General features: G+C 64.3%; 27 protein-coding genes. 10 read left to right on the top strand and 17 right to left on the bottom strand.

Annotated elements, in window-relative coordinates; translation table 11 throughout:
• Nucleotides 1-163: 163 nt before the first annotated feature.
• The gene (locus AC1RL5_RS15045) at nucleotides 164-700 is read left to right on the top strand and encodes a DUF4174 domain-containing protein (protein ID WP_011060757.1); all 537 of its coding nucleotides are present in this window, start codon (nucleotides 164-166) and stop codon (nucleotides 698-700) included.
• 75 nt (nucleotides 701-775) lie between these two features.
• On the opposite strand, the gene AC1RL5_RS15040 is transcribed toward AC1RL5_RS15045, so the two are convergent.
• The gene (locus AC1RL5_RS15040; protein WP_072452331.1) at nucleotides 776-1,951 is read right to left on the bottom strand and encodes an aspartate aminotransferase family protein; all 1,176 of its coding nucleotides are present in this window, start codon (nucleotides 1,949-1,951) and stop codon (nucleotides 776-778) included.
• Nucleotides 1,952-2,051: 100 nt separating this feature from the next.
• Between AC1RL5_RS15040 and AC1RL5_RS15035 the strand changes: the two genes are divergently transcribed.
• Nucleotides 2,052-2,999 (top strand): LysR family transcriptional regulator, encoded by a 948-nt coding sequence (locus AC1RL5_RS15035; protein ID WP_093408897.1) that lies wholly within the window; start codon nucleotides 2,052-2,054, stop codon nucleotides 2,997-2,999.
• Here AC1RL5_RS15035 and AC1RL5_RS15030 read toward each other — a convergent pair.
• From AC1RL5_RS15030 to AC1RL5_RS15020, 3 genes are read right to left on the bottom strand one after another with little or no spacing between them, the layout of a single operon-like run.
• Nucleotides 2,951-3,457 (bottom strand): NUDIX hydrolase, encoded by a 507-nt coding sequence (locus AC1RL5_RS15030; RefSeq protein ID WP_072452330.1) that lies wholly within the window; start codon nucleotides 3,455-3,457, stop codon nucleotides 2,951-2,953. The genes AC1RL5_RS15035 and AC1RL5_RS15030 overlap by 49 nt on opposite strands.
• 8 nt (nucleotides 3,458-3,465) lie before the next feature.
• Nucleotides 3,466-4,173 (bottom strand): NUDIX hydrolase, encoded by a 708-nt coding sequence (locus AC1RL5_RS15025; RefSeq protein ID WP_072452329.1) that lies wholly within the window; start codon nucleotides 4,171-4,173, stop codon nucleotides 3,466-3,468.
• Between the two features lies 1 nt (nucleotide 4,174).
• Nucleotides 4,175-4,720, bottom strand: coding sequence for an adenylyltransferase/cytidyltransferase family protein (locus tag AC1RL5_RS15020; protein ID WP_072452328.1), 546 nt, complete (start codon nucleotides 4,718-4,720; stop codon nucleotides 4,175-4,177).
• 183 nt (nucleotides 4,721-4,903) lie between these two features.
• On the opposite strand from AC1RL5_RS15020, the gene AC1RL5_RS15015 reads away from it, so the two are divergent.
• The 3 genes from AC1RL5_RS15015 to nadE are packed head-to-tail and all read left to right on the top strand — an operon-like array spanning nucleotide 4,904 to nucleotide 7,631.
• Complete coding sequence (locus AC1RL5_RS15015; protein ID WP_011060763.1) at nucleotides 4,904-5,551, top strand: nicotinamidase; 648 nt, start codon at nucleotides 4,904-4,906, stop codon at nucleotides 5,549-5,551.
• A 9-nt stretch (nucleotides 5,552-5,560) separates the two neighbouring features.
• Complete coding sequence (gene pncB / locus AC1RL5_RS15010; protein WP_093408885.1) at nucleotides 5,561-6,790, top strand: nicotinate phosphoribosyltransferase; 1,230 nt, start codon at nucleotides 5,561-5,563, stop codon at nucleotides 6,788-6,790.
• A 1-nt stretch (nucleotide 6,791) separates the two neighbouring features.
• The gene (gene nadE, locus AC1RL5_RS15005) at nucleotides 6,792-7,631 is read left to right on the top strand and encodes an NAD(+) synthase (RefSeq protein WP_072452326.1); all 840 of its coding nucleotides are present in this window, start codon (nucleotides 6,792-6,794) and stop codon (nucleotides 7,629-7,631) included.
• Between the two features lie 132 nt (nucleotides 7,632-7,763).
• Here the strand turns inward: nadE and AC1RL5_RS15000 are convergent, their stop codons facing one another.
• The 10 genes from AC1RL5_RS15000 to AC1RL5_RS14955 form a co-directional block, all read right to left on the bottom strand.
• A complete protein-coding gene (locus AC1RL5_RS15000; RefSeq protein ID WP_093408876.1) occupies nucleotides 7,764-8,231 on the bottom strand; it encodes a hypothetical protein in 468 nt (155 codons plus the stop codon).
• Entirely contained in the window at nucleotides 8,224-8,634 is a 411-nt protein-coding gene (locus AC1RL5_RS14995; protein WP_077933902.1) for a GFA family protein, read from the bottom strand. Before AC1RL5_RS14995 ends, AC1RL5_RS15000 begins: the two co-directional genes overlap by 8 nt.
• Nucleotides 8,634-9,155, bottom strand: coding sequence for a hypothetical protein (locus AC1RL5_RS14990; RefSeq protein WP_019094413.1), 522 nt, complete (start codon nucleotides 9,153-9,155; stop codon nucleotides 8,634-8,636). The genes AC1RL5_RS14995 and AC1RL5_RS14990 overlap by 1 nt, the downstream gene beginning before the upstream one ends.
• Nucleotides 9,152-9,673 carry a hypothetical protein gene (locus AC1RL5_RS14985; RefSeq protein ID WP_072452323.1) on the bottom strand — a complete coding sequence of 174 codons (522 nt, stop codon included), beginning with the start codon at nucleotides 9,671-9,673 and terminating at the stop codon, nucleotides 9,152-9,154. The genes AC1RL5_RS14990 and AC1RL5_RS14985 overlap by 4 nt, the downstream gene beginning before the upstream one ends.
• A complete protein-coding gene (locus tag AC1RL5_RS14980; protein ID WP_019094411.1) occupies nucleotides 9,670-10,335 on the bottom strand; it encodes a hypothetical protein in 666 nt (221 codons plus the stop codon). Before AC1RL5_RS14980 ends, AC1RL5_RS14985 begins: the two co-directional genes overlap by 4 nt.
• 154 nt (nucleotides 10,336-10,489) lie before the next feature.
• Entirely contained in the window at nucleotides 10,490-11,506 is a 1,017-nt protein-coding gene (locus AC1RL5_RS14975; RefSeq protein WP_103408014.1) for a hypothetical protein, read from the bottom strand.
• A 121-nt stretch (nucleotides 11,507-11,627) separates the two neighbouring features.
• Nucleotides 11,628-12,941 (bottom strand): NAD(P)/FAD-dependent oxidoreductase, encoded by a 1,314-nt coding sequence (locus AC1RL5_RS14970; protein ID WP_011060769.1) that lies wholly within the window; start codon nucleotides 12,939-12,941, stop codon nucleotides 11,628-11,630.
• A gap of 137 nt (nucleotides 12,942-13,078) precedes the next feature.
• Complete coding sequence (locus tag AC1RL5_RS14965; protein WP_053150859.1) at nucleotides 13,079-14,443, bottom strand: glutamine synthetase family protein; 1,365 nt, start codon at nucleotides 14,441-14,443, stop codon at nucleotides 13,079-13,081.
• Between the two features lie 643 nt (nucleotides 14,444-15,086).
• Nucleotides 15,087-15,746, bottom strand: coding sequence for a methyltransferase family protein (locus AC1RL5_RS14960; protein WP_093408861.1), 660 nt, complete (start codon nucleotides 15,744-15,746; stop codon nucleotides 15,087-15,089).
• Between the two features lie 84 nt (nucleotides 15,747-15,830).
• Nucleotides 15,831-16,727: a LysR family transcriptional regulator gene (locus tag AC1RL5_RS14955; RefSeq protein ID WP_015635222.1), complete on the bottom strand. Its 897-nt coding sequence runs from the start codon at nucleotides 16,725-16,727 to the stop codon at nucleotides 15,831-15,833.
• Between the two features lie 161 nt (nucleotides 16,728-16,888).
• Here AC1RL5_RS14955 and AC1RL5_RS14950 point away from each other — a divergent pair, with 161 nt between their 5' ends.
• The 3 genes from AC1RL5_RS14950 (at nucleotide 16,889) to AC1RL5_RS14940 (ending at nucleotide 20,105) form a co-directional block, all read left to right on the top strand.
• Nucleotides 16,889-17,530: a hydrolase gene (locus tag AC1RL5_RS14950; protein ID WP_011060773.1), complete on the top strand. Its 642-nt coding sequence runs from the start codon at nucleotides 16,889-16,891 to the stop codon at nucleotides 17,528-17,530.
• Nucleotides 17,531-17,644: 114 nt separating this feature from the next.
• Entirely contained in the window at nucleotides 17,645-18,223 is a 579-nt protein-coding gene (locus AC1RL5_RS14945) for an antibiotic biosynthesis monooxygenase (RefSeq protein WP_093408856.1), read from the top strand.
• Nucleotides 18,224-18,254: 31 nt separating this feature from the next.
• Nucleotides 18,255-20,105: an amidohydrolase gene (locus AC1RL5_RS14940; RefSeq protein ID WP_103408016.1), complete on the top strand. Its 1,851-nt coding sequence runs from the start codon at nucleotides 18,255-18,257 to the stop codon at nucleotides 20,103-20,105.
• A 127-nt stretch (nucleotides 20,106-20,232) separates the two neighbouring features.
• Here AC1RL5_RS14940 and AC1RL5_RS14935 read toward each other — a convergent pair whose 3' ends face one another.
• Entirely contained in the window at nucleotides 20,233-20,562 is a 330-nt protein-coding gene (locus AC1RL5_RS14935; protein WP_011060776.1) for a hypothetical protein, read from the bottom strand.
• A 568-nt stretch (nucleotides 20,563-21,130) separates the two neighbouring features.
• Here AC1RL5_RS14935 and AC1RL5_RS14930 point away from each other — a divergent pair.
• The gene (locus AC1RL5_RS14930) at nucleotides 21,131-23,491 is read left to right on the top strand and encodes a DNA polymerase II (RefSeq protein ID WP_072452316.1); all 2,361 of its coding nucleotides are present in this window, start codon (nucleotides 21,131-21,133) and stop codon (nucleotides 23,489-23,491) included.
• Between the two features lie 6 nt (nucleotides 23,492-23,497).
• On the opposite strand, the gene AC1RL5_RS14925 is transcribed toward AC1RL5_RS14930, so the two are convergent.
• Nucleotides 23,498-23,827 (bottom strand): DHCW motif cupin fold protein, encoded by a 330-nt coding sequence (locus tag AC1RL5_RS14925; RefSeq protein WP_053150870.1) that lies wholly within the window; start codon nucleotides 23,825-23,827, stop codon nucleotides 23,498-23,500.
• 39 nt (nucleotides 23,828-23,866) lie between these two features.
• A complete protein-coding gene (locus AC1RL5_RS14920) occupies nucleotides 23,867-24,163 on the bottom strand; it encodes a hypothetical protein (protein WP_053150873.1) in 297 nt (98 codons plus the stop codon).
• Between the two features lie 256 nt (nucleotides 24,164-24,419).
• On the opposite strand from AC1RL5_RS14920, the gene AC1RL5_RS14915 reads away from it, so the two are divergent.
• Nucleotides 24,420-25,865, top strand: a complete 1,446-nt coding sequence (locus AC1RL5_RS14915; RefSeq protein ID WP_103408017.1) for a serralysin family metalloprotease — start codon at nucleotides 24,420-24,422, stop codon at nucleotides 25,863-25,865.
• Nucleotides 25,866-25,888: the final 23 nt, after the last annotated feature.

Raw genomic sequence — 25,888 nt, 5'->3', positions numbered from 1 at the left:
TGCCGACCGCTCGAAGGGCGCCAGCCCCGGTCGTGCGCGGCCTGTGGCAAGCCGATGACCAGCGCGGCGCCGTGGGCAAAAAAATGTCAGATTTTGAGTCCCGGCCTGGACCTTTTCCCGCAATGCGCAATCATTAGTGCGTGGAAAACATAAGGAGAGACGCATGTTCATTCGGTCATTGACCTTCGCTACTCTGCTCGCTGTTGCCGGCCCTGTCCTGGCGGCCGACAACGACGGCCCATTGACCCAGGACCTGGGCAAGTCACGGCCACTGATCGTGATTGCCCCCAGCACCGTGGACCCGACCCTGGTGAGCCTGAAGAAGTCCCTGGAAGAGCCGGCCACCCGTCAAGCCTTCAACGAACGCAACATGGTCCTGTACACGGTGATCAACACCATCGGCCAGCGCGATGGCAAGGACATCGACCCGCAATCCACCATGGCCCTGATCCGCAGCCTCAAGCTGGGCGCCGGGGCGCAGACCAAGGTGATCCTGGTGGGCAAGGACGGCGAGAAGAAGCTGGAGCACTCCGGGGCCATCGAGCTCAAGGAAGTCTTCAGTGCCGTCGACCAGTTGCCGGCGGCGGAGAAACAGGCCGCAGCGCCGGCTCCGGCCCCCGAGCCGGAGGCCAAGCCGGCCAATGCCAAGGCCGGCAAGGCGGCCAAGCCCGCCGCAGCGCCCAAGGCGCTGGACGACTGAAGCCCATGGGCGGAGGCCGGGGCAGGCGCTGACCGCCCCGGTGCCTGCCGACTGCATTGCCCCGCCTCGCCCAGGCTAGAGCGCCTCCAGGGTCTGACGCAGCCCATCGACGATCATCTCCACTTCCTGCCCATCGATCACCAAGGGTGGCAGCAGGCGGATGGTGGTGCCCCGGGTGACATTGATCAGCAGCCCGTGGTCACGGGCGGCGACCTGCACCAGCTCTCGGGCCGGCTGCCGCAGTTCGATACCCACCATCAGCCCCAGTCCGCGAATCTCCCGCACCGCCGGATGCGCCGCCAGTTCCTCGCGCAGCCGCCGCAGCAGTTGGGCACCGCGCTGTTCGGCGTTGGCCAGCAACTGCTGATCCTCGATGACGTCCAGTACGGTGCAGGCCGCGCGGCAGGCCAGGGGGTTGCCGCCGAAAGTGCTGCCGTGGCTGCCCGGGGTAAACACCTGGGCAGCCTTGCCCCGGGCCAGGCAGGCGCCGATGGGAATGCCGTTGCCCAGGCCCTTGGCCAGGGTCATCACATCCGGCACCACGTCTTCGTGCTGGCAGGCAAACCAGCGCCCGGTGCGGCCGATGCCGCTCTGGATCTCGTCGAGCATCAGCAGCCAGTTGCGCCGGGTGCACAGCTCGCGCACGGCCTTGAGGTAGCCGGGTGGGGCCAGCTGGATGCCGCTTTCCCCCTGGATCGGCTCCATCAATACGGCACAGATGCGTGGAGCATGCTCGGCGACGGCCGATTCCAGGGCGGCCAGATCGCCGAAGCGCACCTTGAGAAAACCGTCTGGCAACTGGCCGTAGCCCAGGCGCACTGCCGGGCCGTCGCTGGCGGCCAGGGTGGCCAGGGTCCGGCCATGAAAGGCGTTTTCCATGACCACCACCAGGGGCTGCTCGATGCCTTTGTGCCAGGCGTGCAGGCGTGCCAGCTTGAGGGCGGTCTCGTTGGCCTCGGCCCCGGAATTGTTGAAGAACGCCCGGTCCATGCCGCTCAACCGGGTCAGCTTGGCGGCCAGTTGCTGCTGCCAGTGGATGTCGTAGAGGTTGGAGCTGTGCAGCAGCAGGCCGGCCTGTTCGCTGATGGCGCCGACCAGCCGTGGGTGGCTGTGGCCGATGCCGGTCACCGCGACCCCGGCGATGGCGTCCAGGTATTCTCGCCCGGCCTGGTCCCAGAGACGGCTGCCCAGGCCTTTGCAGAAGCTCAGCGCGAGGGGTTGGTAGGTGCTCATCAGGCAGGCGGCGGTCATGGCGGGCGGCTCCATCTTGGGGGTGTGCTATCAGTATCGTTAGCCACCCAGGCTAGATAAACTCGCTATTTCTTTAATCATCTTGAAGTCAGGATTGATAATGGATCTGTTCCAGGCAATGTCGGTGTACGTCAAGGTGGTGGAGGCGGGGAACATGACCGCCGCGGCCCGGGAGTGCGGCATGTCCACCACCATGGTGGGCAATCACCTGCGGGCCCTGGAGCAGCGCCTCGGGGTGCGTCTGCTCAACCGCACGACACGGCGCCAGCGGCTTACCGATTTTGGCCGTGACTACTACCAGCGCTGCCTGGCGGTGCTGGGGCTGGTGGCGGATTCCGAGCGCCTGGCGGAGCAGGCCCAGGGCGAACCCACCGGCACCTTGCGCATCACCGCCCCCCTGACCTTCGGCACCGAACGCCTGGCGCCAGCGCTGGACGAGTTCCGCCAGCGCTGCCCCCAGGTCAAGGTCGAGCTGACCCTGGCCAACCAGCGCTTCGACCTGACCGATGGCACCTTCGATGTGGCGGTGCGCCTGGGCAACCTGGACAACGCCGCGCTGATTGCCCGGCGCCTGCAGGACTACACCCTGACGATCTGCGCTGCGCCGGAGTATCTGGAACGCTGCGGCACGCCCCAGGTCCCCGAGGACCTGCAGCGGCACAACTGTCTGGCATTCGCCTATCCGGCCGGTGATGAGTGGAGCGCCACCGCCACCCTGTGGCCGTTGCGCGGGCCTGAAGGCGATGTGCAGATTCCGGTGTCGGGATCGTTGCTGGCCAACACCTCGTCCGGCCTGCATCGTGCGGCGCGGGGTGGCCTGGGGCTGGTGATGATGCCCGATGCGCTGGTGGAGGAAGACCTGCAGCAGGGCCGGCTGGTACCGGTGCTGCAGGACTATCAGTTGCCCTTTCGGACGATGCACCTGCTCTATGCCCAGGACCGCTATCGCCTGCCCAAGCTGCGCAGCTTTGTCGACTTTGCCCTGGAGAAGTGGGGGCGTCAGGCCGACTCGCTGGCCAGCAGCATCATCGCCGCCGACAGCGTGTGACCATCGGTGATCTGGCCGGCGGCGATCATTGCCAGCAACTCCTGGCGGCTGGCCCACAGCACATCGTCCACTTCACCATCGGTGGCGGCGGCCTGCTGCTCGGCGATCTGCACCTGGCACACCGCCACGGCGCTGGCGATCAGCGAGGTGTTGCTGTGCAGCAGCCCCAGCTGGCGTACCTCTGAGGCTTGCCAGCCGGTTTCCTCCAGCAGTTCCCGGGCCGCCGCGTCGCAGGCGCTTTCACCGGCATCGATGGCGCCCCGGGGAAACTCGATGGACTGGCCACCGATGGCCCGGCGCCGCAGGTTGACCAGCATCAGTCGGCCATCGGCCAGGGTCGGCACGGCCACGACGCCGTTCACCGCCTGGGCTTCCTTGATGATGAAGTAGCCGTTTTCACGGACCACCTTGAAGTACGGGGTTTCCAGCAGGCACTGGGTGTCGGGGGTGGAACTCATGGGGGCTATCACTCCAGGAAACAACGATCGAACAAATACAGCTCGGCGGGCTTGAGCTGCTCCACGGTGGCCTGGGGCCGGCCGCCGTCGCCGCTCTTCTTGCGCCCGGTGTCGCGCAGGTAGCCGGCCTCGCTCATCTTCAGCAGGCGCTGGCGGATGCTGGTCTTGAGTACCGGGCGTTGCAGCACCAGGGAGAAGATGCTCACCGCCTCGGGGGCGCTGAACTCGTTGCCGAGAAACATCAGCGGCAGGCTGCTGTACAGGGATTTGGAAAACAGCCGCTCGTGCACCTGGGCAACCAGGGCGTTGTGGTCGAAGGGCAGCTTGAAGGCACCGCTGGCCACCTCGCCGAGGGCGAAGAAGCCCTGTTGCGCGGCGGGCTCCATCGGCTCGCTGAGGATCCCCAGGTAGAAGGTCGAGGACGACCAGCAGCGCGGGTCGCGAAAGGCGTCGCCCACGGTGCCCACTTGTTCCAGCCAGGCAAGGGGCATGTCCACCTTGCTCGAACGGCGCAGGCGTTCCACCGCGTCATTCAGGCTGCGGTCTTCGACGTCGCCGTTGACCACGATACCCGGTAGCGCCCAGTGCCCGGCAAAGGGCTCGGCGTCGCGTTGATGGAGGAGAATCTCCAATTCGCCGTGTTCGCGGTTGTAGCGCAGCAGGCACAGGTCGATGGTGTGCAGGTAGGCGCTGGGGAGAGTGGTGCGGTCGTGCATATCAACTTCCGTGGACGGCGTAGAGGCCGTAGTTTAGCGGATTCATTCCCGGGGCCAGCCATTGCCTGGGCGGCGTTTCGCCACGGGCCAGGCATTGGCGCAACACGCTGCTGCGCACCCCGGGCTGCTCTTCGATGCAGAGGATGGAAAAGCGCCGCAGCAGTTCCTCGCCGCGATGGAACCTGGGCAACTGGCGCGCCACGTCTTCGCCCACCACCAGGGCGATGCGTTTGCCGTCCAGGGCCAGGTCGTCGGCCAGGCGTTGCAACAGGGTGAAGCTGTAGACCGGACCCGGGTCGGCCAGGGCCAGTTGCCGTTCCAGGCGGCTGACCGCCAGCTCGGCGTCGCACTCTGGCTGCAGGTGCGCGGTGATTGCCTGCAACCAGCTGGCGCGCTGCTCGAAGTCGGCCATGCGCTTGCCGTCCGGGTGGCGGAAGCTGGGCACTACCAGTACCCGGCGGGCATGGCGGGCGGCTTCGAGCATCACCTGGGCGTGCCCGGCGTGGGGCGGGTTGAAGGCGCCGCCATAGAGGGCCAGTTCAAACATCTGCTTTTCCTCGGTTGGTACATGACGTGTACCTTAGCATCGCTTTTGTCAGTGGGAAATAATCTTCTGCACCTTATGTGTGCATGTTTATTGAATTTGGTTCGAGAAAAATAAAACCTGCAGGGTCTTGATATGAAAGTACATGACATGTACTTTGTGCTCCATGCAGAGGAGAGACCCAGCATGAACAGCCAAACGATGAAGACCGCTTCCTTCGATGTCGATGCGCAAAAGAGCTTCACCCCGCTGTGCCCGGACGAGTTGCCCGTGGCTGAAGGCGACCGCATCGGCGGCGAGCTGAATTTCATGGCGACCCTGGCCAGCCTGCGTATCGGCAGCAAGGACGCCCACAGCCCCCAGGCGCCCTGGGTGGTGGCCGGGCACGCCCAGATGCTCCAGCCCACGGGCCTTGAACATGCCGATCTGACCTGGGTCAGCCACTGCGTTCCGGGCACTGAAGGCTTCACCCTTTTGGACGAACTGCCTGCGCCCTATGACTACGACTACTTCGTGTGGAAGGGCGTGGAGCCGGACCTGCACCCCTACGGCGCCTGCTACCACGACCTGCACGGCAAGCTGTCCACCGGGGTCATCGAGTACCTCAAGGGCCAGGGCGTACAGCAAGTCATAGTCGGCGGCCTGGCGTTGGATTTCTGCGTCAAGACCACTGCCCTGCAACTGGCCGCTGCCGGTTTCAAGGTGCTCATTCACCTGCCGGCGTGCCGGGCCATCAGCGCCGAGGGCGCTACCCAAGCCATCGCCGACATGCAACAAGCGGGCATCACGGTTGCCGCGACCCGCGAAGAAACCGCCAGATTGGCCAAGGTTTGAGGAGTCACCATGGAAAGTGCATTTGACCGCAACAACGGCGTGATCCAGAGCCTGCTGGACACCGACTACTACACCTTCACCATGATGCAGGCGGTGTTGCACCAGCACCCCAATGTGGACGTGGAATACCAGTTCATCGTTCGTTCCAGAGAGTCCTTGGTGCACCTGATCCCCGAGATCCGCCAGGAACTGGAAAAGCTTGCCGGCCTGCAGATGCGCGAAGGCGAACAGCGCTTTTTGTTCAGCAAGCGCTTTCGTGAATACCTGACCCCAGACTTCGAACAGTTTCTCGGCCTGTTCCGCTTCAACCTGCGCTACATCCACGTGGCGGCGGTCGACGGCCAACTGAGCATCCGCGTCCGTGGCCCGATGCTGCACTGCATCATGTTCGAACAGCCGGTGCTGGCCATGGTCAGCGAGCTGCGCAACCGCGACAAGTACCCGGAGGTAGAGCTTGAAGACGTCACCCGCCGGCTTTACCAGAAGTTCGAATGGCTGGAGAAAAACGCCAGCCGCGACGAGCTTGCCGAGTTCCGCGTTTCGGATTTCTCTACCCGCCGGCGCCTGTCGTTCAAGGCCCAGCGCGAAGTGGTGAAGATCATGCGCAGCGATTTCCCCGGGGTCTTCGTCGGCACCAGCAATGCGCACCTGGCCTATGAGTTCGACCTGCCGCTGATCGGCACCATGGCCCATCAATGGCTGATGGTGCACCAGCAACTGGGGCGGCTGCGCGAGAGCCAGAACGCGGCCCTGGAGAACTGGGTGCACGAGTACCGCGGGCGCCTGGGCATTGCCCTGACCGACTGCATCAGCACCGATTTCTTCCTCAAGGACTTCGACCTGTACTTCGCCAAGCTCTACGACGGCCTGCGCCAGGATTCCGGAAATCCGATCCTCTGGGCCGACAAGGTCCTGGCCCGCTACCGGGAACTGGGCATCGACCCTCGGACCAAGGACCTGATGTTTTCCGATGGCCTGAACTTCGAGAAATGCCTGCCGATCCTGCGCCACGTGCGTGGCCAGGCCCGCTTCGGTTTCGGCATGGGCACCAGCCTGGCCTGCGATGTGGAGGGCGTGGAGCCGCTGAGCATCGTGATGAAGCTGGTGCGGGTGCATGGCGAACCGGTGGTGAAGTTCTCCGACGACCCGATCAAGAACGTCTGCGAAGACCCGTCGTTCCTCCGGTACGCGGCCCAGGTGTTCAACGTCGATCTTGCCCACTCGCCCCTGGAGGCCTGACATGAGCAATTCAACCCAAGCACGCATCGCCCGGGAACTGGGCATCGACCGGCAACTGGTTCGCGGTGGCGAGGCCGCCGAGATCGCCCGGCGTGTGGCCTTTATCCAGCAGGTACTGCGCGACTCCGGCTGCAGCACCCTGGTACTGGGTATCAGTGGCGGGGTGGATTCCCTGACCGCCGGCCGCCTGTGCCAGTTGGCGGTGGAGCAGATGCGCGCCGCGGGGCAGGAGGCCCGTTTCATCGCCATGCGCCTGCCTTATCGGCAACAGGCGGATGAAAGTGATGCCCAGGCTTGCCTGGACTTCATTGGCCCGGACGCGGTGAGCACTTGCAACATTGCCGACAGCGTCGAGGGCCTGATGGACCGGGTGCGGATCGACGGCCTGCAGCCTTCGCCGGCCCTCACGGACTTCGTCAAGGGCAACGTCAAGGCCCGGGCGCGGATGCTGGCCCAGTACGCGGTGGCCAACTTCAGCAACGGCCTGGTGGTGGGTACCGACCACGGCGCCGAGGCTCTGATGGGTTTCTTCACCAAGTACGGCGACGGCGCCTGCGACCTGGCCCCGCTGTCGGGGCTGACCAAGACCCAGGTGCGGCTGCTGGCCGAGGCCCTCGGCGCGCCAAGGCATCTGGTGTACAAGGCGCCCACCGCGGACCTGGAGGAACTGGCGCCGGGCAAGCTGGACGAAACGGCTTACGGTTGCAGCTACGCAGAAATTGACGCTTACCTGATGGGCGAGCCCGTTACCGACGCGGTGCGCCAGTTGATCGAGCGTGCCTACCTGCGCACTGCCCACAAACGCGCCTTGCCACGGACCCCGGCGATAGCTGGCCTGTAGCAACGGACTTGTGTTGTCCGCCGAATCGCCTTCGCCGGCAAGCCGGCTCCTACAGGCAGCGCTGCACTCAATACCGTAGGAGCCAGCTTGCTGGCGAAGGGGCCCGGAGCAGCACCGCCACCCTTTGAGCGTTCAATCCGGCCATCTGCGCAACGCCTCACGGCATTCTTCGGTCAGCTCCGGCATATGCTCCCGTACCTGCGACCAACCCAATATCTCCAGCGTCTCGCGGGCGCCTTCTCGCAGCGGTCGCCATTGCGGGTGTTCGAAGCCGTTGTCTTCCAGGGTCAGGCCGTAAGCTTCCCGGCACAGTGCTTCACAGCCGCTTAACAGTGCTTGCAAGCGCGGCAGCAAGTGCGGCGCCAGATGCAGCGGAAACTGCTTCACAAAACCAGCGAGATAGTCCAGATAGCCAGACCACAGATTGCACTCGGCACAGCAACCGACCTCCACCCGTTGTCGCTTGGCGTCCAGGGCGAGAAATTCCAGGGCCACGCCCAGTTCTCCCAACAGGATGATCCTTCGGTATTCGTCCTGGCCGTACCAGGTCCAGACGTTCGAGGCGAGGGGGGAGGTGCAGCGCGACGGTGCTTCACTCATGCTGTCCGCCTTTATCCTGCGTTGTCGGTGCGGGCTGCCAGCCCTCGGGCCAGCGGTCGCTGAACGAATGGCTGTGCGGCATCAGCGCCGGGTCGCGGTTGTCATCGAAGCAGCCCAGGAGCAAGGCAATGGTCGGCTGATCATCGATGGCCCCCAGGGAGCTGCCGCAAGCCCGGCAAAAGGCCCGGCTCGAATAGTCCGACGACCTGAAGGTCGCCGGTGCGCCGCCAGGGCCGGTCCAGGTCACCCGTTCTCGGGGGAATTCGACCCACGCCAGCGTCAGCGCGCCACTGTGGCGCTGGCACAGTTTGCACGAGCAGGTATGGGGATTGGCGGCAGGCCCCTGGGCCTCGAAGCGAATCTGCCCGCACAGGCAGCCGCCCTGGTACAGGCTGGCAGTCATCAGCGTGGGTTCTCCTGAGGAATCAAACGGTCCTTTTCCAAATCGCGCAGCAGTTCATCGAGCATCTCTCTGCGGCTTTCGATCTGCACCGGCGGTACATACCAGGCCGCCACACTATAGCCTTCACGACGGTAGTTGTAGGTCTTGAGCAGTTGGCCGTCCTTGAGCAGGCTGCCGCGCAAGTTGCTCTGGTAGGAGTAGGGCATGGGGAAGGTCAGCAGGGTGATGGCATTCAACGCGCCAAGCAGTCCCGCACTTTTGCCTCCAGGCTCGCTGATCAGGAGGCTGTAGCCGCTGCGACTGTAGCCACCATCGAGAAAGGAGAAGGCTCCGGTTTGACGCAGGGCAGCGATGGTTTCCCGTTGCTCCTGTTCGTCGAAGCGACTTTTCACCGGGCCCAGGTCCAGGGTCAGCGGTACATAGGGATGTTGACTGCGGTAGTCCAGCGGCGCCATTCGGGTGCCACAACCGGTGATGATCAGTGCGCTGCACAGCAGGGTGGTCCAACTTATGGTGTTCATTGGGCCTGACTCGCGGTTGGCAACAGTTGATCCTGACGCAGATCGCCAGCAAAGGCACGGGCGATGCGCTGGATATTCTGCTCTTGCATTTCACCGCCCTGATCCAGCAGCCAGGTGTATTTATGCGTCAGGTTGCGATAGCTGTAGCGCTTGAGGAGCTTGCCCTCGTGCAGCAGGCTGATGTCGGTGTGGGTGTCGATGCCATTGGAGAGCGGCATTAGGAACAGAGTGGCGGCACTGAGGAAGATCAACGGCATTGGCGGCATGTCCCGCTCGGACTTGAATTGAATGCGGGCGCTGTAGTCGCCAGCTTGTCCGGCGCCGGTCTGGACATCTTCGAACACCCCGGTGGCACGCAAGGCGTTACGTAACTCAGCGGCGCGCAATGGGTCATCGACCATCACATGCAGGGGCATCAAATAGGCTTGGCCATCCGTCAGCGGACGGTCCGGCAAGGTGTCGGTTGCCGTGCAGCCCGCGAGCAGCAGAAGGGCGCAAAGGGTCAAGCAGGATTTCATGGATGATTCTCCGCAGTGGCGTTGGCTGGGCTGGTTTGCTTGTCGACGGGAAGGATGAAGGGCTTGGCCTTGTCCAGATCCAGCGGCATCCATTGCAGGTCCGGCAGCCCCGGCACCTGGCGCTGGGCAATCACGGCGTCACGGGGCATTTGATTGCTCCAGGCAAAGAAGCACTGGGTCACTTGGCTGCAGACTGAGCGAAACTCGCCGATGTAATACGCCTTGCCCGCCTCCAGGCGCAGCGGCAGTACGAACTCTTCGCGCGCTTCCTGGGATTGCAGGCGTGAGCCGAGCCCCGGGGTGTAGACCATGGACCAGAACTGGAAGTTGTAGAACTCGTAATCGCCCGGTTTGAGCGGCATGACAAATACACTGCCGGCGGCGCGGGGTTCATGGATGTCCTCAGGCGTTGGTCGTGGGTCGCCCTCCCAGAGTGCCGCGGCGCCATTGATTGAGCCGCGCTTGCGAATCAGCAGGCGCAGGTTGGTGGCGGCACCGCCGCCGCCCAGGTACTGCGGGCCAATAGCGCCCACCAGATAGGTCGTGGGTTCGTTGGCTGCGGGTTGCAGAGGGGCGCTGACGATGGCGGCGGGTTGGCTGATGCAGCCAGAAACTATGCTGGTGGCCAGCAGCAAGGACGAAGCCTTGATTACGCGGAACATGGGGAACCCTGAAAGTGACTTTGGACAAGGCGCAGGCAGGGAGGCATGAGTGTCTGTACATGGCCTTCCCTGGCGCCGCTCGTGAGCGGCGCGATGGTACGAGAACCTTAGGGCTTTGTGTAGCGCGTTACCCGGAATGACCTGCCCGGCGGCGCTATTGACCGAACCCCGGCGCTGCCTCTTCGACCTTTCTTTTGTACTGCACCTTGGCCTGGTCGAGGTTGCAGGACAGCAGGGCATCGACCTGGACAAAACCCTTGGACAGCACCTGCCTTTCTCGCCACAGGTTGCCGCACGCGCCGAATACCCCGGCGCTGAGCAGCCAGCCCAGGGCGAACCCGTGGTGGCCGGCGCCTGTATCAGGGATCAGCAGGATCAGGCCCAGGGCAGCCAGGGTGAGGCCGGTCACCCAGTACAGGCTGACGCAGTACGACCAGAGTACGGTGAGAAAGCAGGCGGCAAAATTGAAGCCGATGGCCACGGCTTCCAGTTCGCCCTGGGGGTTGCGATAGAGGCGGTAGAGGCGTTTGTGTTGTTCCTCTAGGTCCTGGTTGATCCGCTTCTCACGCTCGGCGATCTGGATTTTCTCCGTAGCGCTGAGGTCGCTGTCATCGAAGATTTCCTTGAAGGTTTCTTCCAGAAGGTAATAACCGGTGTAGGCGCTGGAATGGCCTGTGAGGTACAGAGCGTCGACGTGATAGCGGCGGTTGAGCTTCAACTGGGTGTCGCCACTGAAGAAGCTGCAGGCCGAGGTCTGGATGTGCAACCAATGCTTGCCAAAGCTGTATTCGATATAGGGCTTGCCGCCGTTCCGAACCCAGCGGCGGTCGAAGTAGCCTTCCAGTTGCTCCACTTTCACGCCCGTGATGTCGGTCCTGGGTTGCGCCTGGGCGTTGAGCCACTTGGCGGTGCACCAGCCACCGACCATCAGGCAGAGGAAGGTGCACAGGATGACCTTGGCGAACAGCGGGCCATCCAGCAGGCAGATGAGGATGAGGCAGGGGAGCAGCAGGATGCCCGAGAGGACGCAGGTGGTTTCAACATCAGCCTTCCAGGCGCGGGTGAGGTCTTGATTGATGCGGTCGATTCTTTCCTGGTCGAGGACTCGGATAACGGCGGTCTCGCTGGGCCCAAGCCTCAGGCTTGGGCGGGTCTTTACAAGACGAAGCACAGGGACCGCCCGCGGGTTCGGGGCGGTCCATGCCTTCGAGGGGCGGGCAGCCTACTGAACAAAGGGCCGGCTCATCAAGCTTTGCTGGAGCCTCGGCTGCCGCCCGACTCGCGTCGTGCCCTCAGCGCAATTTCTCCAGCATCTGGTAGTACCACATGCCCGCCGCCAGCATCGGGTTGCCCAACTGGTCGCCGAAGGGCACGCGGATGTGCTGGCAGGCGGCGAAGGTGTCGTAGTGGCCGAGGTGGCCGGTCAGGGCCTGGGCCATGATCTCGCCCATGATGTGGGTGGTGGCCACGCCATGCCCGGAGTAGCCCTGGCAGTACCAGACGTTGTCCGAGAGCTTGCCCAGCTGCGGGATGCGGTTGATCACGATGCCCATGGCGCAGCTCCACTGGAAATCGATGCCTACGCCCTTGAGCGCCGGGAAGGTGCGTTCGATGCACGGGCGCAGTTCGCCGGCGATGTCCCGCGAGTCCTTGCCGCTGTAGTTGGCGCCACCGCCGAACAGCAGGCGGCCGTCGGCGGTCATGCGGTAGTAGTCGAGCACGAAGCGGCAGTCGTAGACCGCCAGGTCCTCGGGGTTGAGGCGCTTGGCCAGGTCGCCCAGGGGCTCGGTGGTGACGATGCCGCCCATGGCGGGGAAGATCTTGCCCTTGAGTTTCTTCGGTTCCAGCTTGTGGTACACATCGCCCGCCAGCAGCACTTGCCGGGCATCGATGCGGCCCTGGGCAGTGACCACCGCCGGGCGCTCGCCGTGGATGATCTCCAGCACTTCGCTGTGTTCGAAAATCAGCGCCCCCAGGCTTTCGGCAGCCCGGGCTTCGCCGATGCACAGGTTCAACGGATGCAGGTGCAGGTTGCGGGTGTTCTTGATGGCGCCGTGGTAGAGCTCGCTTTCCAGCAGCCCGCGGACCTGGGCCCGGTCCAGCAGGCTGACCTCGTCGCCCATGCCGCGGCGCACCGCTTCTTCGTAGTCGGCGCGCAGGCCCGGCAGGTGGCTGGGCTTGTAGGCCGCGTGCAGGTGGCCGTGCTTGAGGTCGCAGGCAATGGCGTATTTTTCCACTCGCTGCTGGATGATCTGGTGCCCGCGCCAGCGCAGGTGCCAGATGAAATCGTCCACTTCCTCGCCCAGGTGGCGGCGCATCTGCTTGCGCATGGCTTCATCGCCGGAGAGGCTGCCGGTGACCTGGCCGCCATTGCGCCCGGTGGCGCCCCAGCCGATCTTGTGGCTTTCGACGATGGCGACTTTCAGGCCACGCTCGGCCAGTTCCACCGCGCTGGCGACGCCGGTGAAGCCGCCGCCGATGATCACCACATCCACTTGATGAGTGCCTTGCAGGGTCGGGTAGTGGGTTTCCTGGTTCAGGGTGGCGCTGTAGTAGCTGGGGCAGCGCTCGGCTGCCGGGGTCCGCGGATCGAAGGCGGCTGTCATAGATAGAACCTCGCAAAAAAGTGAGCCGGGCCGCTGCGGGCAGGCAGCGGCCAGGGCTTTGAAATCGGTCGATGGGCCGGCGGGTCCGGCATGCAATGGATGCGCCTGAGCCCTGCGCGGCAGATCGGCGACGGACCTCAGGCCTGGGTCAGGTACCAGCGCCAGTCCTGCTCGCCGACTTCGGCCATGAACTGGCGGTACTCGGCACGCTTGACCGCCAGGTACACACCGAGGAATTCGGAGCCCAGGGCATCCCGTGCCCAGGCCGATTGCTCCAGGGCCACCAGCGAGGTCAGCCAGTCGGTGGGCAGCAGTTCGGTGGCCTGGGCGTAGCCATTGCCCTGTACCGGCTCGCCGGGGTCGAGGTTTTCCCGCAGGCCGCGATGGATGCCGGCGAGAATCGCCGCCGCTGCCAGGTAGGGGTTGGCGTCGGCACCGCAGATGCGGTGCTCGATGTGCCGGCTATTGGCCGGGCCGCCGGGCACCCGTAGGCTCACGGTGCGGTTGTCGACGCCCCAGGTGGGGGCCAGGGGCGCGTAGCTGTTGCTCTGGAAACGCCGGTAGGAGTTGGCGTTGGGGCAGAACAGCAGCAGCGACTCCAACAGGGACGCGAGCATGCCGCCCACCGCCTGGCGCAACAGCGGGGTGCCGGCCGGGTCTTGGCTGGCGAACAGGTTGCGGCCCGCGGCGTCGGCGATGCTCACGTGCATGTGCATGCCGGTGCCGGCCAGGTGATCGAAAGGCTTGGCCATGAAGGTGGCCTGCATCCCGTGCTTGTGGGCCACGGCTTTGACCAGGCGCTTGTAGCGCACGGCCTGGTCCATGGCTTCCAGGGCGTCGCCGTGTTCCAGGGTGATCTCCACTTGCCCGGGGGCGTATTCGGAGATCGCCGTGCGCGCCGGAATGCCTTGCAGCTTGCAGGCGGCGTAGAGGTCGGCGAGGAACGGTTCGATCTGCTCCAGCTCGCGCAGGCCGTAGACCTGGGTGCTGCGCGGGCGACCGCCGTCGGCGTCCAGCGCGGGTTGCGGCCGGCCATTGCCGTCGCGCTTGGCGTCCAGCAGGTAGAACTCCAGCTCGCAGGCCATCACCGGGTGGTAACCCTCGGCCTTGAGGCCGTCGATCACCTTGATCAGCAGGTGGCGCGGGTCGGCGATGCTGGCGGGCAGGCCCTCCTGCGGGTGCATGCTGACCTGCACCGCGGCGGTAGGGATCTGCCGCCAGGGCAGGCGTACCAGGCTGCCGGCCAGGGGGTAGGCACGGCAGTCGATATCGCCCACATCCCAGACCAGGCCGGAGTTCTCCACGTCGTCGCCGTTGAGGGTCAGGCCAAGGATGGTGCTGGGCAGGGGCCGGCCGCTTTCGTACACCGCCAGCAGTTCTTCGCGGTGCAACAGCTTGCCCCGGGGCACGCCGTTGGCGTCGAGAATGAACAGCTCGATCATGTCGATATCGGGGTTGGCGGCGAGGAAACTCCGGGCTTCGTCTAGGGCTGCAAAATTCATGTTTGGACTCGCTTGGCGCCCGTGGGGCGCGCAGGTTTTCAGGTCCTGCAACGACGCCGCGCACGGGCCGGTTGCAAGGGCAGAAATCAGGTCTGGAAGGGACCACGCAGAAGCGCGATCAGGCCAGCGGCGAGTGATCCGGAGGGCGTGAGGAATGGCGCAGGCGGGAACGGCACAGGGCCATGGGCAGGTTGACCAGAAGCTTCATGGGCAGGGCCTGTCCAGGAAGAGAAAACCGATGACGCCAGCGCGCACCTCATGCACCTCACAAGGGCGTTGGGCAGGGTGCAGCGGGGAGTGGCAGGGCAGTGCGATACGAGCGTCGACAAGCGTACCACCGCCAAGGCGCGGGGCCGTGGAGCGGGTGCAGGCCAATCCGTGGAACGGGCTCTGGGGATGCATCTGCCGGGTGATCTCGCTGTCGAGTTCGGGGTGATTATTCTTGGTTTACACCGGGCGCTGGAGGATGCGAACTGCTGTGGCGAGCCTCCAGGGCGGATCAATACTGCAAGAAAGCGCAGGCCAATGTAAGGGGGGTAAAGGGCGCAAGCCCCTTGGCGAGAGGCTTGCGTTCATGATGAAAGCCACGTGCTAGAGCGGCGCGTCCTGGCTGCCAGGCGTGTCTGATTTTTTTTACAGAGCCTTAGTACAGGCCCGGCAGCAGGCGCCAGCTGCGGGCGCGATAGGCCTCGTATTCCTCGCCGAAATGCTTGAGCAACAAGGCCTCCTCGGCATGAATCCGCGCGATCAGCGGGACCAGGGTCAGTGCTGCCAGCAACAACCCCAGCCCCGAGCGAAACGCCAGGGCCCAACCCAGGGCATTCACCAGCAGGCCCAGGTAGCTGGGGTTGCGCAGGTGGCGGTAGAGGCCGTCCACCACCAGGTGGTGGTTGGGCTGGATCGCCACCAGCCCGCTGAAGCGCCGGCCGAGGATGAACACCGGCCACAGCCGCAGCCCGCCGCCGAGGATGAACAGCAAAGCCCCGAGCCAGCGCAGGCCTTCGCCGCCGAAGGTGCAGAAATCGATGCGGTCGCTGTAGGCCGGGACGAAGCCGCTCAACAGGCCGATCACCCCGAACACCGGCAGCACCCAGCGGTTGCCCTGGTCTTCCTGCTCGCCGCTGCTCAGGTTGACTTCGCTGTACAGCACGGCGACCACCATCAGCAGGGTGGCGATGGCGATCAGGGTCAACTGTGGATGGCCGAAGAAGGCGGAGAAACCGCCCATGCCCCAGATCGCCAGGCCCAGGTAGGCGAGGGCACCGAGGATGCTGGAAACGGCCAGCCTGAGGGAGATTTTCATGATGTGCTGCGCCAGTAGCGGGAACCTGTGTTGAGTGTAGGAGCCCGCCTGCGGGTGAAGGCGTACGTTCGTCCGCTGCAAGGTTCAGCCCGCGGTTTTCTGGGTCAGGTGCCCCGCCAGAAAGTCGATGAAGGCCCGGGTTTTCTGCGGCACCCGCCGTGCAGAGGGGTAGACCACGTTGATGCTGATGGGCGGCGCCTGCCATTCGCAGAGCACCGGCACCAGGCGCCCGGCCGCCAGGGCGTCCTCGACGATGAAATCCGGCAGCAGGGCGATGCCCATGCCGGCCTCGGCGGCCTGGGCCAGCAGGTCGCCGTTGTTGGCGTGCAGCGGCCCGGTGACATGCACTCGCTGCACGTCGCTGCCGTTGCTCAATTGCAGGCTGACGCCGCTTTGCAGGTAGCCATAGTTCAGGCACTGGTGGCTGCTCAGGTCCTTGGGCTGGCGCGGGATGCCGGCCCGGGCCAGGTAGGTGGGAGAGGCCACCATGATCCGCGGTGCCGGTGCCAGCTGGCGGGCCACCATGGACGAGTCCGGCAGGCTGGCAATGCGCAGGGTGACATCGAAGCCGCCGCGCAGCGGGTCCACCTGCTGGTCGCTGAGCACCAGTTGCAACTCGATCAGCGGATGCTGTTCGTGGAACAGCGGCACCAGCGGCCCGAGCCGACGCAGACCGAAGGACATCGGTGCATTGACTCGCAGCACTCCGCGCAACTCGGCGATGCCATCGCGCGCGCGCTGTTCGGCCTCGTCCACCGCGGCCAGCACTTCCCGAACGCTTTCGTAGTACTCGGCACCGGCTTCGGTCAGGCGCAGGCTGCGGGTGGTGCGTTGCAGCAGTTGCACGCCGATGGCCTCTTCCAGCGCCTGGATCTGTTTGCTGACCTTGGAACGGGGCACGTCCATGGCGCGGGCGGCTGCGGCAAAGCCGTTTTCGTCGACGGTGACGACGAAGGCGCGCATGCATTCGATACGGTCCATGATTGTCCCTGTTTTAGAATCAATGATTCTCGATTTTAGGTAATTGTTCCTTTTTCTGCCAGGCCCTAGATTAGCCACCAAGCCGGACGCCACGGGGCGCAAGCAGCGCCATCAGCCGGTCATGTTCGACCCTCACTCTCTGACTGCAAAAGGAACGCGCCATGTCCATTCGTGAATTGCTCAACCCGACCAACTCCGCCCTGATCCTCATCGACCACCAGCCGCAGATGGCCTTCGGCGTGCAATCGATCGATCGCCAGACCCTGAAGAACAACACCGTGGCCCTGGCCAAGGCGGCCAGGATCTTCAACGTGCCGAGCATCCTCACCTCGGTGGAGACCGAAAGCTTCAGCGGCTACATCTGGCCGGAACTGCTGGCGGTGTTTCCCGGCCAGCAGCCCATCGAGCGCACGTCGATGAACTCCTGGGAAGACCGCAAGCTGGTGGAGGCGGTGAAGGCCACCGGGCGCAAGAAACTGGTGATGGCGGCGCTGTGGACCGAGGTCTGCCTGACCTTCCCGGCCCTGGAGGCCATGGCCGAAGGTTATGAGGTGTACATCGTCACCGACGCTTCTGGCGGCACCAGCCAGGAGGCCCACGACATGGCCGTGCAGCGGATGATCCAGGCCGGCGCGGTACCGGTGACCTGGCAGCAGGTGCTGCTGGAGTACCAGCGCGACTGGGCGCACAAGGATAGCTACGACGCCGTCATGGGCCTGGTACTGGAACACAGTGGTGCCTATGGCATGGGCGTGGACTACGCCTACAGCATGGTGCACAAGGCCCCGCAACGTCAGCTGTAGGCGCCGGCTGGCCGGCGAATGCGATCGCACCCACCGCTTCGCTGGCAAGCCAGCCCCTACGGGCCTTAACTGTGATGCGCGAATGCATCTCCTAGCAGACCCTGGAGCCCTCTGATGAACATCGAACTCACCGACGGTGTCGTGACCCTGCTGGTCCGTCACCGGATCAAGCAGGGCCAGGATCAGGCCTATGAAACCTGGCTGCGGCAGATCATCGCCAAGGCCCGCAGCTATCCGGGGCACCTGGGCATCGACGTGGTGCGTGGCCACAGCGGCGGCCTCGGGTTGTTCACCAGCGTGCTGCGTTTTGCCAGCACCGAGCAGTTGCAGCACTGGCTGGATTCCGCCGACCGCCGCGAGCTGGTGCAACAGGCCCAGCACCTGCTGGCCGATGGCGACCAGACCGAAATCAACGCCGACCGCGAGTTCTGGTTCACCCCTCAGGACGCTGCTGCGCCAACCCCACCACCGCGCTGGAAGCAGGCCTGCGTGACCTTCCTGGTGATCCTGCCGCTGAGCTTCCTGGTGCCGCAGCTGTGGAAACCGCTGTTCGCCCAACTGCCCTGGCTTGGCGGCTATGTGCCGGCCACGGTGCTGATCACCCTGAGCATCGTGCTGCTGGTGGTCTACGTGTTCATGCCCCGGGTCACGCGCCTGTTCAGCCGTTGGCTGCAGCCACGCAGTGCGGCCTGATTCCTTCCCGACCTTCGTTTGGAGCAATGCCATGAAACCCGATGCAATTGCCGACCTGATTCTGTTCAACGGCCGCCTGCACACCGTGGACCGGGCCAAACCCCGGGCCAGCGCGGTGGCGATCAAGGACGGGCGCTTCATCGCCGTGGGCAATGATGCCCAGGCCATGGCCCTGCGCGGCGCCGGCACCCAGGTCATCGACCTAATGGGGCGCACGGTGATCCCCGGGCTCAATGACTCGCACCTGCACCTGATCCGCGGCGGCCTGAACTACAACCTGGAGCTGCGCTGGGAGGGCGTGCCGTCCCTGGCCGACGCCCTGCGCCTGCTCAAGGAACAGGCCCTGCGCACCCCGGCGCCGCAATGGGTACGGGTAGTGGGCGGCTGGAACGAATTCCAGTTTGCCGAGAAACGCATGCCGACCCTGGAAGAACTGAACCAGGCGGCGCCGGATACCCCGGTGTTCGTCCTGCACCTGTATGACCGCGCCTTGCTCAACCGAGCCGCGCTGCGGGTGGTGGGCTACGACCGCAACACGCCGAACCCGCCGGGGGGCGAGATCCTCCGCGATGGCAACGGCAACCCCACGGGCATGCTGATCGCCCGGCCCAACGCGATGATTCTGTATGCGACCCTGGCCAAGGGCCCCAAGCTGCCGTTGGAGTACCAGGTCAACTCCACCCGCCAGTTCATGCGCGAGCTCAACCGCCTGGGGGTCACCAGCGCCATCGACGCCGGCGGCGGCTTCCAGAACTACCCCGACGACTACCAGGTGATCAACCAGCTGGCGGCCCAGCAGCAACTGACCGTGCGCATCGCCTACAACCTGTTTACCCAGAAGCCCAAGGAAGAACTGGCGGACTTCAAGCACTGGACCTCCAGCGTCACCTACGGCCAGGGCGACGACTTCCTGCGGCACAACGGGGCAGGGGAGATGCTGGTGTTTTCCGCTGCGGATTTCGAGGACTTCCTCGAACCGCGTCCCGATTTGCCGCAGAACATGGAGCAGGAGCTGGAACCGGTGGTGCGCCACCTGGTGGAGCAGCGCTGGCCGTTCCGCCTGCACGCCACCTACGATGAATCCATCTCGCGGATGCTCGATGTGTTCGAGAAGGTCGACCGCGACATTCCCTTCAACGGCCTGCCGTGGTTCTTCGATCATGCGGAAACCATCAGCCCGAAGAACATCGAACGGGTGAGGGCCCTGGGCGGCGGCATCGCGATCCAGGACCGCATGGCCTTTCAGGGCGAGTACTTCGTCGAGCGCTACGGCGCCAAGGCCGCCGAAATGACCCCGCCGATCCAGCGCATGCTCGCCGAAGGCATTCCGGTGGGCGCCGGCACCGACGCCACCCGAGTCTCCAGCTACAACCCCTGGACTTCGCTGTACTGGATGGTCAGTGGCCGGACTGTCGGCGGGCTGGAGCTGTACCCCCAGGGCCTGAGCCGCGATACCGCGCTGGAGCTCTACACCCACGGCAGCGCCTGGTTCTCCTCGGAACAGGGCAAGAAGGGCCAGATCAAGGTCGGGCAACTGGCGGACCTGGTGGCCCTGTCGGCGGACTACTTCAGCGTCGAGGAAGAGGCGATCAAGTGGATCGAGTCCCTGCTCACCGTAGTGGATGGCAAGGTGGTGCATGCCGCCGGTGACTTCGACCAACTCGCCCCACCGAGCCTGCCGGTGACCCCGGACTGGTCGCCGGTGGCCAAGGTGCCGGGTCATTGGAAACCCGGCGCACCGTTGCAGAACCAGGTGCACCAGTGCAGCGGCCCGTGCGCGGTGCATGCCCACGGGCACCAGAAAGCGCGCATGTCCAATGTACCGGTGAGTGACTTCCAGGGGTTCTGGGGGGCGTTTGGGTGTTCGTGTTTTGCGTTCTGAGCTGTAGGAGCTGGCAAGCCGGCTCCTATGGGTTTGAAATTGGCTTCAATAAAAATGGGCGCTCATGAAGAGCGCCCATTCAATTGTTTAAACAACTAGTTGTTGATTAACGAATTGATCGTGTTACTTAGCAGAACCGATCAATAACCCGAACTTCCGATTTATCCCGCAGCGATTGCCATTCGGCTTTCAGGGTCTCCAGGACCCGGCCGATGAAGTCCTTGTCGGCGGCGGCTTTCTTGCCGACGTAGCCCTGGCCGCGGCGGTACATCTTCAGGCGGGCCGCGAGGTCCCGGTTGTTCTGGTCGAACTCTGCTTCATGGCTATGGGGCGACAGGCAGTCGATATGCACTTGGCCCGACTTGGCGATCCACAGGATGTGGCTGTCGTGGCTGTCTTTCTGTGCGGCGAACATACGTGCCAATTCATCAATAGTGGGTTGGTTATTAAGATTCATTTGTAGCCCCCTTGACCATTTATCGATCTATCTAAGTTGATTCGCTAATTCATCTTGCTACGTCGGTAAGTTGAACCCTGATACCGGAAACAGGGCGACAGAGGGTGTCTGTCGGATACAGATAAGGCCCAGAGCCTGATGCGTGTAGTTGCCTTGATTAACTGCTACGCAATAGCGTCACAACGAAGAGAAGCAGCGTAAACCTGGATGAAGCTGCCGACATTCCCACCATCGGCCACAAGCATCTTGAAGAGTTTTCGCCGGCTTCCCGTCTTGGTACTGGACGGTCAATGCCAGGTCAGTTTCATCAATCTGCCTTGTGGGCAGTACACATCCGGGTCACAGCTCGGCGGTCAGACGAGCTTGCTCATAACACCTTTGCCTCGTCCCCCGATCGGGGAGACGTCTGCATCATGCAAGGCCGAAATCCTCTCGTCAACGGTTTTGTAGTGAAAATTTTCAGGCACTACATATTGTCTGACAAAAGCCGAAAAGCCATCATCCGGCCCCCCCAACGCAGGGCTGGGCAGGTAGAATCGGCGCCTTGAAATGTTCTGAGGTTGCAGCGGTGGATGTACAACAAGGCTTCGTCCTGACTCGGCACTGGCGCGATACGCCGGCGGGCACGCAAGTCGATTTCTGGCTGGCCACCGACCAGGGGCCGCGCCAGATCCGCCTGCCGTTGCAGACTTCCGTGGCCTTTATCCCGGCGGCGCAGCGGGCCCAGGCCGAGCGCTTGCTGACCGACGACCCGGATGTGCAACTGCGCCCCTTGCAGCTGCGTGACTTCCACCAGCGTCCGGTGTTGGGCCTGTACTGCCCGCAGCACAATCAGCTGATGCGCCTGGAGAAGACCTTGCGGCGCGCCGGGGTGGAGGTATTCGAAGCCGATGTGCGGCCGCCCGAGCGCTACCTGATGGAGCGCTTCATCACCGCGCCGGTGTCCTTCGGCGGCCAGCCCGGCCCCGATGGCTTGTTGCTGGAGGCGCAGATGAAGCCGGCGCCAAACTACCGGCCGAGCCTCAAGCTGGTGTCCCTGGACATCGAGACCAGCGAGCGCGGCGAGTTGTATTCCATTGCCCTGGAAGGTTGCGGCCAGCGCCAGGTGTACATGCTCGGCAAGGCCCGGGACGACGACAGTGCGGTGGATTTCGACCTGGAGTTCTGCGCCAGCCGCGAGCAGTTGCTGGAGAGGCTCAACCAGTGGCTGGCCGAGCATGACCCCGACGCGATCATCGGCTGGAACCTGGTGCAGTTCGACCTGCGCGTACTCCACGAACATGCCCGGCGCCTGGCGGTGCCGCTGCGCCTGGGGCGTGGTGGCGAGGAAATGCAGTGGCGCGAGCACGGCAGCCGTACCCACTATTTCGCCTCGGCCGCCGGCCGCCTGATCATCGATGGCATCGAGGCATTGCGTTCGGCGACCTGGAGCTTCCCTTCCTTCAGCCTGGAAAACGTCGCCCAGACCCTGCTGGGGGAGGGCAAGTCGATCGACAACCCCTACCAGCGCATGGACGAGATCAACCGCATGTTTGCCGAGGACAAGCCGGCCCTGGCCCGCTACAACCTCAAGGACTGCGAGCTGGTGACGCGGATCTTCGCCAAGACCGAGTTGCTGACCTTTCTTCTGGAACGGGCCACGGTCACCGGCCTGCCCGCCGACCGCAGCGGCGGTTCGGTGGCGGCCTTTACCCACCTGTACATGCCGCTGATGCATCGCCAGGGCTTTGTCGCCCCCAACCTGGGCGAGCTGCCGCCCCAGGCCAGCCCCGGCGGTTTCGTCATGGATTCGCGGCCCGGGCTCTACGAGTCGGTGCTGGTGCTGGACTACAAGAGCCTGTATCCGTCGATCATCCGCAGTTTCCTGATCGACCCGGTGGGGCTGGTGGAAGGCCTGCGCCAACCGGACGAGCAGCATTCGGTAGCGGGCTTTCGCGGCGCGCGTTTCTCCCGCACCCGGCATTGCCTGCCATCGATCGTGACCCGGGTCGCCGAGGGCCGGGAAGTGGCCAAGCGCGAGCACAACGCGCCGCTGTCCCAGGCCCTGAAGATCATCATGAACGCCTTCTACGGCGTGCTGGGTTCCAGCGGTTGTCGCTTCTTCGACCCGCGCCTGGCGTCCTCCATCACCCTGCGTGGCCACGAGATCATGGCCCGTACCCGGCAGTTGATCGAAGCCCAGGGGCATCAGGTGATCTACGGCGACACCGATTCCACCTTCGTCTGGCTCGGCGGCCTGCATGACGAGGAACAGGCAGCCCTGATCGGCCGTGCCCTGGTGGCCCACGTCAACCAGTGGTGGCGTGATCACCTGCAGCAGCAATACGGCCTGGAAAGCGCCCTGGAGTTGCAGTTCGAAACCCACTACAAACGCTTTCTGATGCCCACCATCCGTGGCGCCGAGGAGGGCAGCAAGAAGCGCTACGCCGGCCTGGTGCAGCGCGCCGATGGCAGCCAGGAGATGGTCTACAAGGGCCTGGAGACGGTGCGCACCGACTGGTCGCCCCTGGCCCGGGAATTCCAGCAGGAGCTGTACCAGCGCATCTTCCACCGCCAGCCCTACCAGGACTATGTGCGCGACTACGTGCAACGCACCCTGGCCGGGCAACTGGATGACCTGTTGATCTACCGCAAGCGCCTGCGCCGCCCCCTGGACGACTACGAGCGCAACGTGCCGCCCCATGTCCGCGCGGCGCGCCTGGCGGACGAATACAACCGCGAGCAGGGCCGCCCATTGCAGTACCAGAACGGCGGCTGGATCAGCTACGTCATCACCCTGGCCGGCCCCGAGCCCCTGGAAAACCGCCGCGCGGCCATCGACTACGAGCACTACCTGACCCGTCAGTTGCAACCGGTGGCGGACGCCATCCTGCCGTTCGTGCAGGACGATTTCAGCACCCTGGTGGGTGGGCAGATGGGCCTGTTCTGAAGCGCTTCAATCCACCACGAACAGCTTGGCCCCCACGGCGGTGAAGGAGCGGTGCGGCTCGGCGTTGTCCGCCACCTGGTAGCTCATGCCCGGGGTCAGGACGAACCGCCGGCCGTCCTCCAGCTCGGTGTGCAGCTCGCCTTCCAGGCACAACAGGATGTGGCCCTTGGAGCACCAGTGGTCGGCCAGGTAGCCGGGGCTGTACTCCACCATGCGCACGCGAATTTCACCGAACTGCCGGGTGCGCCAGAAGGCGCTGCCGGTTTCGCCGCGATGCTCGGTGGGTTCGATGCTCGACCAGTCGGTGGTGGCGAAGGGAATTGCGCTGATGTGCATGCACGGCTCTTGAGGTTGTGAGGCAAAAGGGGAGAGGGCTCAGTCGTCCACGGCTTCGCAGAGACCACTGGCGCCATGCTTGTCGGTGTACTTGACGGTCACCGATTCGTCGTCCTCGACGCTGATGGACAGGCTGATTTCTGCCGTCTTGACCTGGAAATGCCGGTCATCCACGGCACTGTTCTTGACTGCTTTGCCGTTGATGTAAACCGGGCCGCCCTGGTCGGCGCTGACTGCCAGATTGCCCGGGCAGGAGACGTTGAACAGTGGAATGCCTTCGGCGTGGGCCGAGCCGGCAAGGATCAGCAAGGTGCCCAGAAACAGGATTTTGCGCATCACAGACTCCTATCCAAAGAGGGCCGCGGGGCCCCGGTGCGGTGTTTAGCCTATCCCTTGGCGCCCCCTCGTGCGAGTGGAAAATTTACCCCGTGCCAGAGCGTTCCGGGAGCTTTGTAGGACAAAAAAAACCGTGGACTCACGGCTGACGGATATGTCAGGTTTCCAGCGCCTCAATGGGCGAGTGATAGGACGATCTCGCAGGCGGGGTCGCAGCTGTCCTATCGGATTTTTTGTCTGGAACAAGGACGTAGCAATGTCAAAAGCACTCTCGGAAGCAGTCGGCAACGGCATCGATTCAGCCGCTCAGGCCAGCCATGCCTACCAGCAAGTTCTGGCCTTCAGCCACCTGTATGACCGTGGCGGCAGCGAGCTGGTGAACGGCAAGCCATCCTTCACCGCCGACCAGGCGGCGGATTCGATCCTGCGCAAAGGCCTGTCCTGGCACGACCAGAACGGCGACGGCAAGATCGACCTGAGCTACAGCTTCCTCACCGAAAAACCGGCCAACTACAACCCGGCCCTGGGTAGCTTCAGCGAGTTCAGCGCACTGCAAAAAGCCCAGGCGCTGCTGTCCCTGCAATCCTGGGCGGACGTGGCCAACGTGACCTTCACTGAAGCGGCCAAGGGTGGCGACGGCCACATGAGCTTCGGCAACTACAGTGTCAGCACCGGCGGCGCGGCCTTTGCCTACCTGCCTTCCGGCAGCAGCTACGATGGCCAGTCCTGGTACCTGATCAACGACCAGTACCGGGTCAACGAAACCCCGGGCAACGGCAACTACGGCCGCCAGACCCTGACCCATGAAATCGGCCACAGCCTGGGCCTGTCCCACCCGGGCGTGTACAACGCCGGCAGCGGCAGCCCGACCTACAACGACGTGACCTACGCCCAGGACACCCGCGGCTACAGCCTGATGAGCTACTGGAGTGAGAGCAACACCGGGCAGGACTTCAGCAAGGACGGCGGCGGTGCCTACGCCTCGGCGCCGTTGCTGGACGATATCGTTGCGGTGCAGAAGCTCTATGGCGCCAACCTGGAAACCCGTGCCGACGACACTGTCTACGGCTTCAACTCCAACACCGGTCGGGACTTCTACAGCGCCCACAGCGCTTCGGACAAGCTGGTGTTCGCGGTCTGGGACGGCGGCGGCAACGATACCCTGGATTTCTCGGGTTTCACCCAGAACCAGAAGATCAATCTCAATGAAGGGGGCTTCTCCGATGTCGGCGGCCTGGTGGGCAACGTGTCCATCGCCCATGGCGTGACGGTGGAAAACGCCATCGGCGGCTCGGGCAATGACCTGCTGATCGGCAACGCTGCGGCGAACATCCTCGAAGGCGGTGCCGGCAACGACATCATCTATGGCGGTGGCGGTGGCGACACCCTGTGGGGTGGGGCGGGGGCTGATACCTTCGTCTACGGCGCGGCCGCGGATTCGACCTTCGACGCCCCGGACTGGATCATGGATTTCGTCAGCGGCGAGGACAAGATCGACCTCACCGGGATCCCGCAATTCGCCTCTGGTGGCGCCACCCTGAACTTCGTCAGCGGCTTCACCGGGCATGCCGGCGACGCGATCCTCACCTACTACGCCGAAACCAACCAGACCAGCCTGATGATCGACCTGACCGGTCATGGCGCGGTGGACTTCGCCGTGGGTACCGTGGGCCAGGCGGCGGTCACCGACATCGTCGCCTGATCGACCCTGGGTAACGGGAGCGG

It is taken from the genome of Pseudomonas sp. GW822-FHT06D10 (genome assembly GCF_058799535.1).
This window is presented reverse-complemented; position numbering and strand designations above follow the sequence as displayed.

Bases quoted from the DNA above. Each gene is read 5' to 3' on its own strand.
- AC1RL5_RS14970 (WP_011060769.1), bottom strand. From the start codon at position 12,941: ATGACAGCCGCCTTCGATCCGCGGACCCCGGCAGCCGAGCGCTGCCCC.
- AC1RL5_RS15045 (WP_011060757.1), top strand. From the start codon at position 164: ATGTTCATTCGGTCATTGACCTTCGCTACTCTGCTCGCTGTTGCCGGC.
- AC1RL5_RS15015 (WP_011060763.1), top strand. From the start codon at position 4,904: ATGAACAGCCAAACGATGAAGACCGCTTCCTTCGATGTCGATGCGCAA.
- AC1RL5_RS15040 (WP_072452331.1), bottom strand. From the start codon at position 1,951: ATGACCGCCGCCTGCCTGATGAGCACCTACCAACCCCTCGCGCTGAGC.
- AC1RL5_RS14980 (WP_019094411.1), bottom strand. From the start codon at position 10,335: ATGTTCCGCGTAATCAAGGCTTCGTCCTTGCTGCTGGCCACCAGCATA.
- AC1RL5_RS14920 (WP_053150873.1), bottom strand. From the start codon at position 24,163: ATGCGCAAAATCCTGTTTCTGGGCACCTTGCTGATCCTTGCCGGCTCG.
- AC1RL5_RS14915 (WP_103408017.1), top strand. From the start codon at position 24,420: ATGTCAAAAGCACTCTCGGAAGCAGTCGGCAACGGCATCGATTCAGCC.
- AC1RL5_RS14940 (WP_103408016.1), top strand. From the start codon at position 18,255: ATGAAACCCGATGCAATTGCCGACCTGATTCTGTTCAACGGCCGCCTG.
- AC1RL5_RS14950 (WP_011060773.1), top strand. From the start codon at position 16,889: ATGTCCATTCGTGAATTGCTCAACCCGACCAACTCCGCCCTGATCCTC.
- AC1RL5_RS14935 (WP_011060776.1), bottom strand. From the start codon at position 20,562: ATGAATCTTAATAACCAACCCACTATTGATGAATTGGCACGTATGTTC.
- AC1RL5_RS14960 (WP_093408861.1), bottom strand. From the start codon at position 15,746: ATGAAAATCTCCCTCAGGCTGGCCGTTTCCAGCATCCTCGGTGCCCTC.
- AC1RL5_RS14990 (WP_019094413.1), bottom strand. From the start codon at position 9,155: ATGAACACCATAAGTTGGACCACCCTGCTGTGCAGCGCACTGATCATC.
- AC1RL5_RS14965 (WP_053150859.1), bottom strand. From the start codon at position 14,443: ATGAATTTTGCAGCCCTAGACGAAGCCCGGAGTTTCCTCGCCGCCAAC.
- AC1RL5_RS15000 (WP_093408876.1), bottom strand. From the start codon at position 8,231: ATGAGTGAAGCACCGTCGCGCTGCACCTCCCCCCTCGCCTCGAACGTC.
- AC1RL5_RS15030 (WP_072452330.1), bottom strand. From the start codon at position 3,457: ATGAGTTCCACCCCCGACACCCAGTGCCTGCTGGAAACCCCGTACTTC.
- AC1RL5_RS14925 (WP_053150870.1), bottom strand. From the start codon at position 23,827: ATGCACATCAGCGCAATTCCCTTCGCCACCACCGACTGGTCGAGCATC.
- AC1RL5_RS14995 (WP_077933902.1), bottom strand. From the start codon at position 8,634: ATGACTGCCAGCCTGTACCAGGGCGGCTGCCTGTGCGGGCAGATTCGC.
- nadE (WP_072452326.1), top strand. From the start codon at position 6,792: ATGAGCAATTCAACCCAAGCACGCATCGCCCGGGAACTGGGCATCGAC.
- AC1RL5_RS15035 (WP_093408897.1), top strand. From the start codon at position 2,052: ATGGATCTGTTCCAGGCAATGTCGGTGTACGTCAAGGTGGTGGAGGCG.
- AC1RL5_RS14955 (WP_015635222.1), bottom strand. From the start codon at position 16,727: ATGGACCGTATCGAATGCATGCGCGCCTTCGTCGTCACCGTCGACGAA.
- AC1RL5_RS14945 (WP_093408856.1), top strand. From the start codon at position 17,645: ATGAACATCGAACTCACCGACGGTGTCGTGACCCTGCTGGTCCGTCAC.
- AC1RL5_RS14985 (WP_072452323.1), bottom strand. From the start codon at position 9,673: ATGAAATCCTGCTTGACCCTTTGCGCCCTTCTGCTGCTCGCGGGCTGC.
- AC1RL5_RS15025 (WP_072452329.1), bottom strand. From the start codon at position 4,173: ATGCACGACCGCACCACTCTCCCCAGCGCCTACCTGCACACCATCGAC.
- AC1RL5_RS15020 (WP_072452328.1), bottom strand. From the start codon at position 4,720: ATGTTTGAACTGGCCCTCTATGGCGGCGCCTTCAACCCGCCCCACGCC.
- pncB (WP_093408885.1), top strand. From the start codon at position 5,561: ATGGAAAGTGCATTTGACCGCAACAACGGCGTGATCCAGAGCCTGCTG.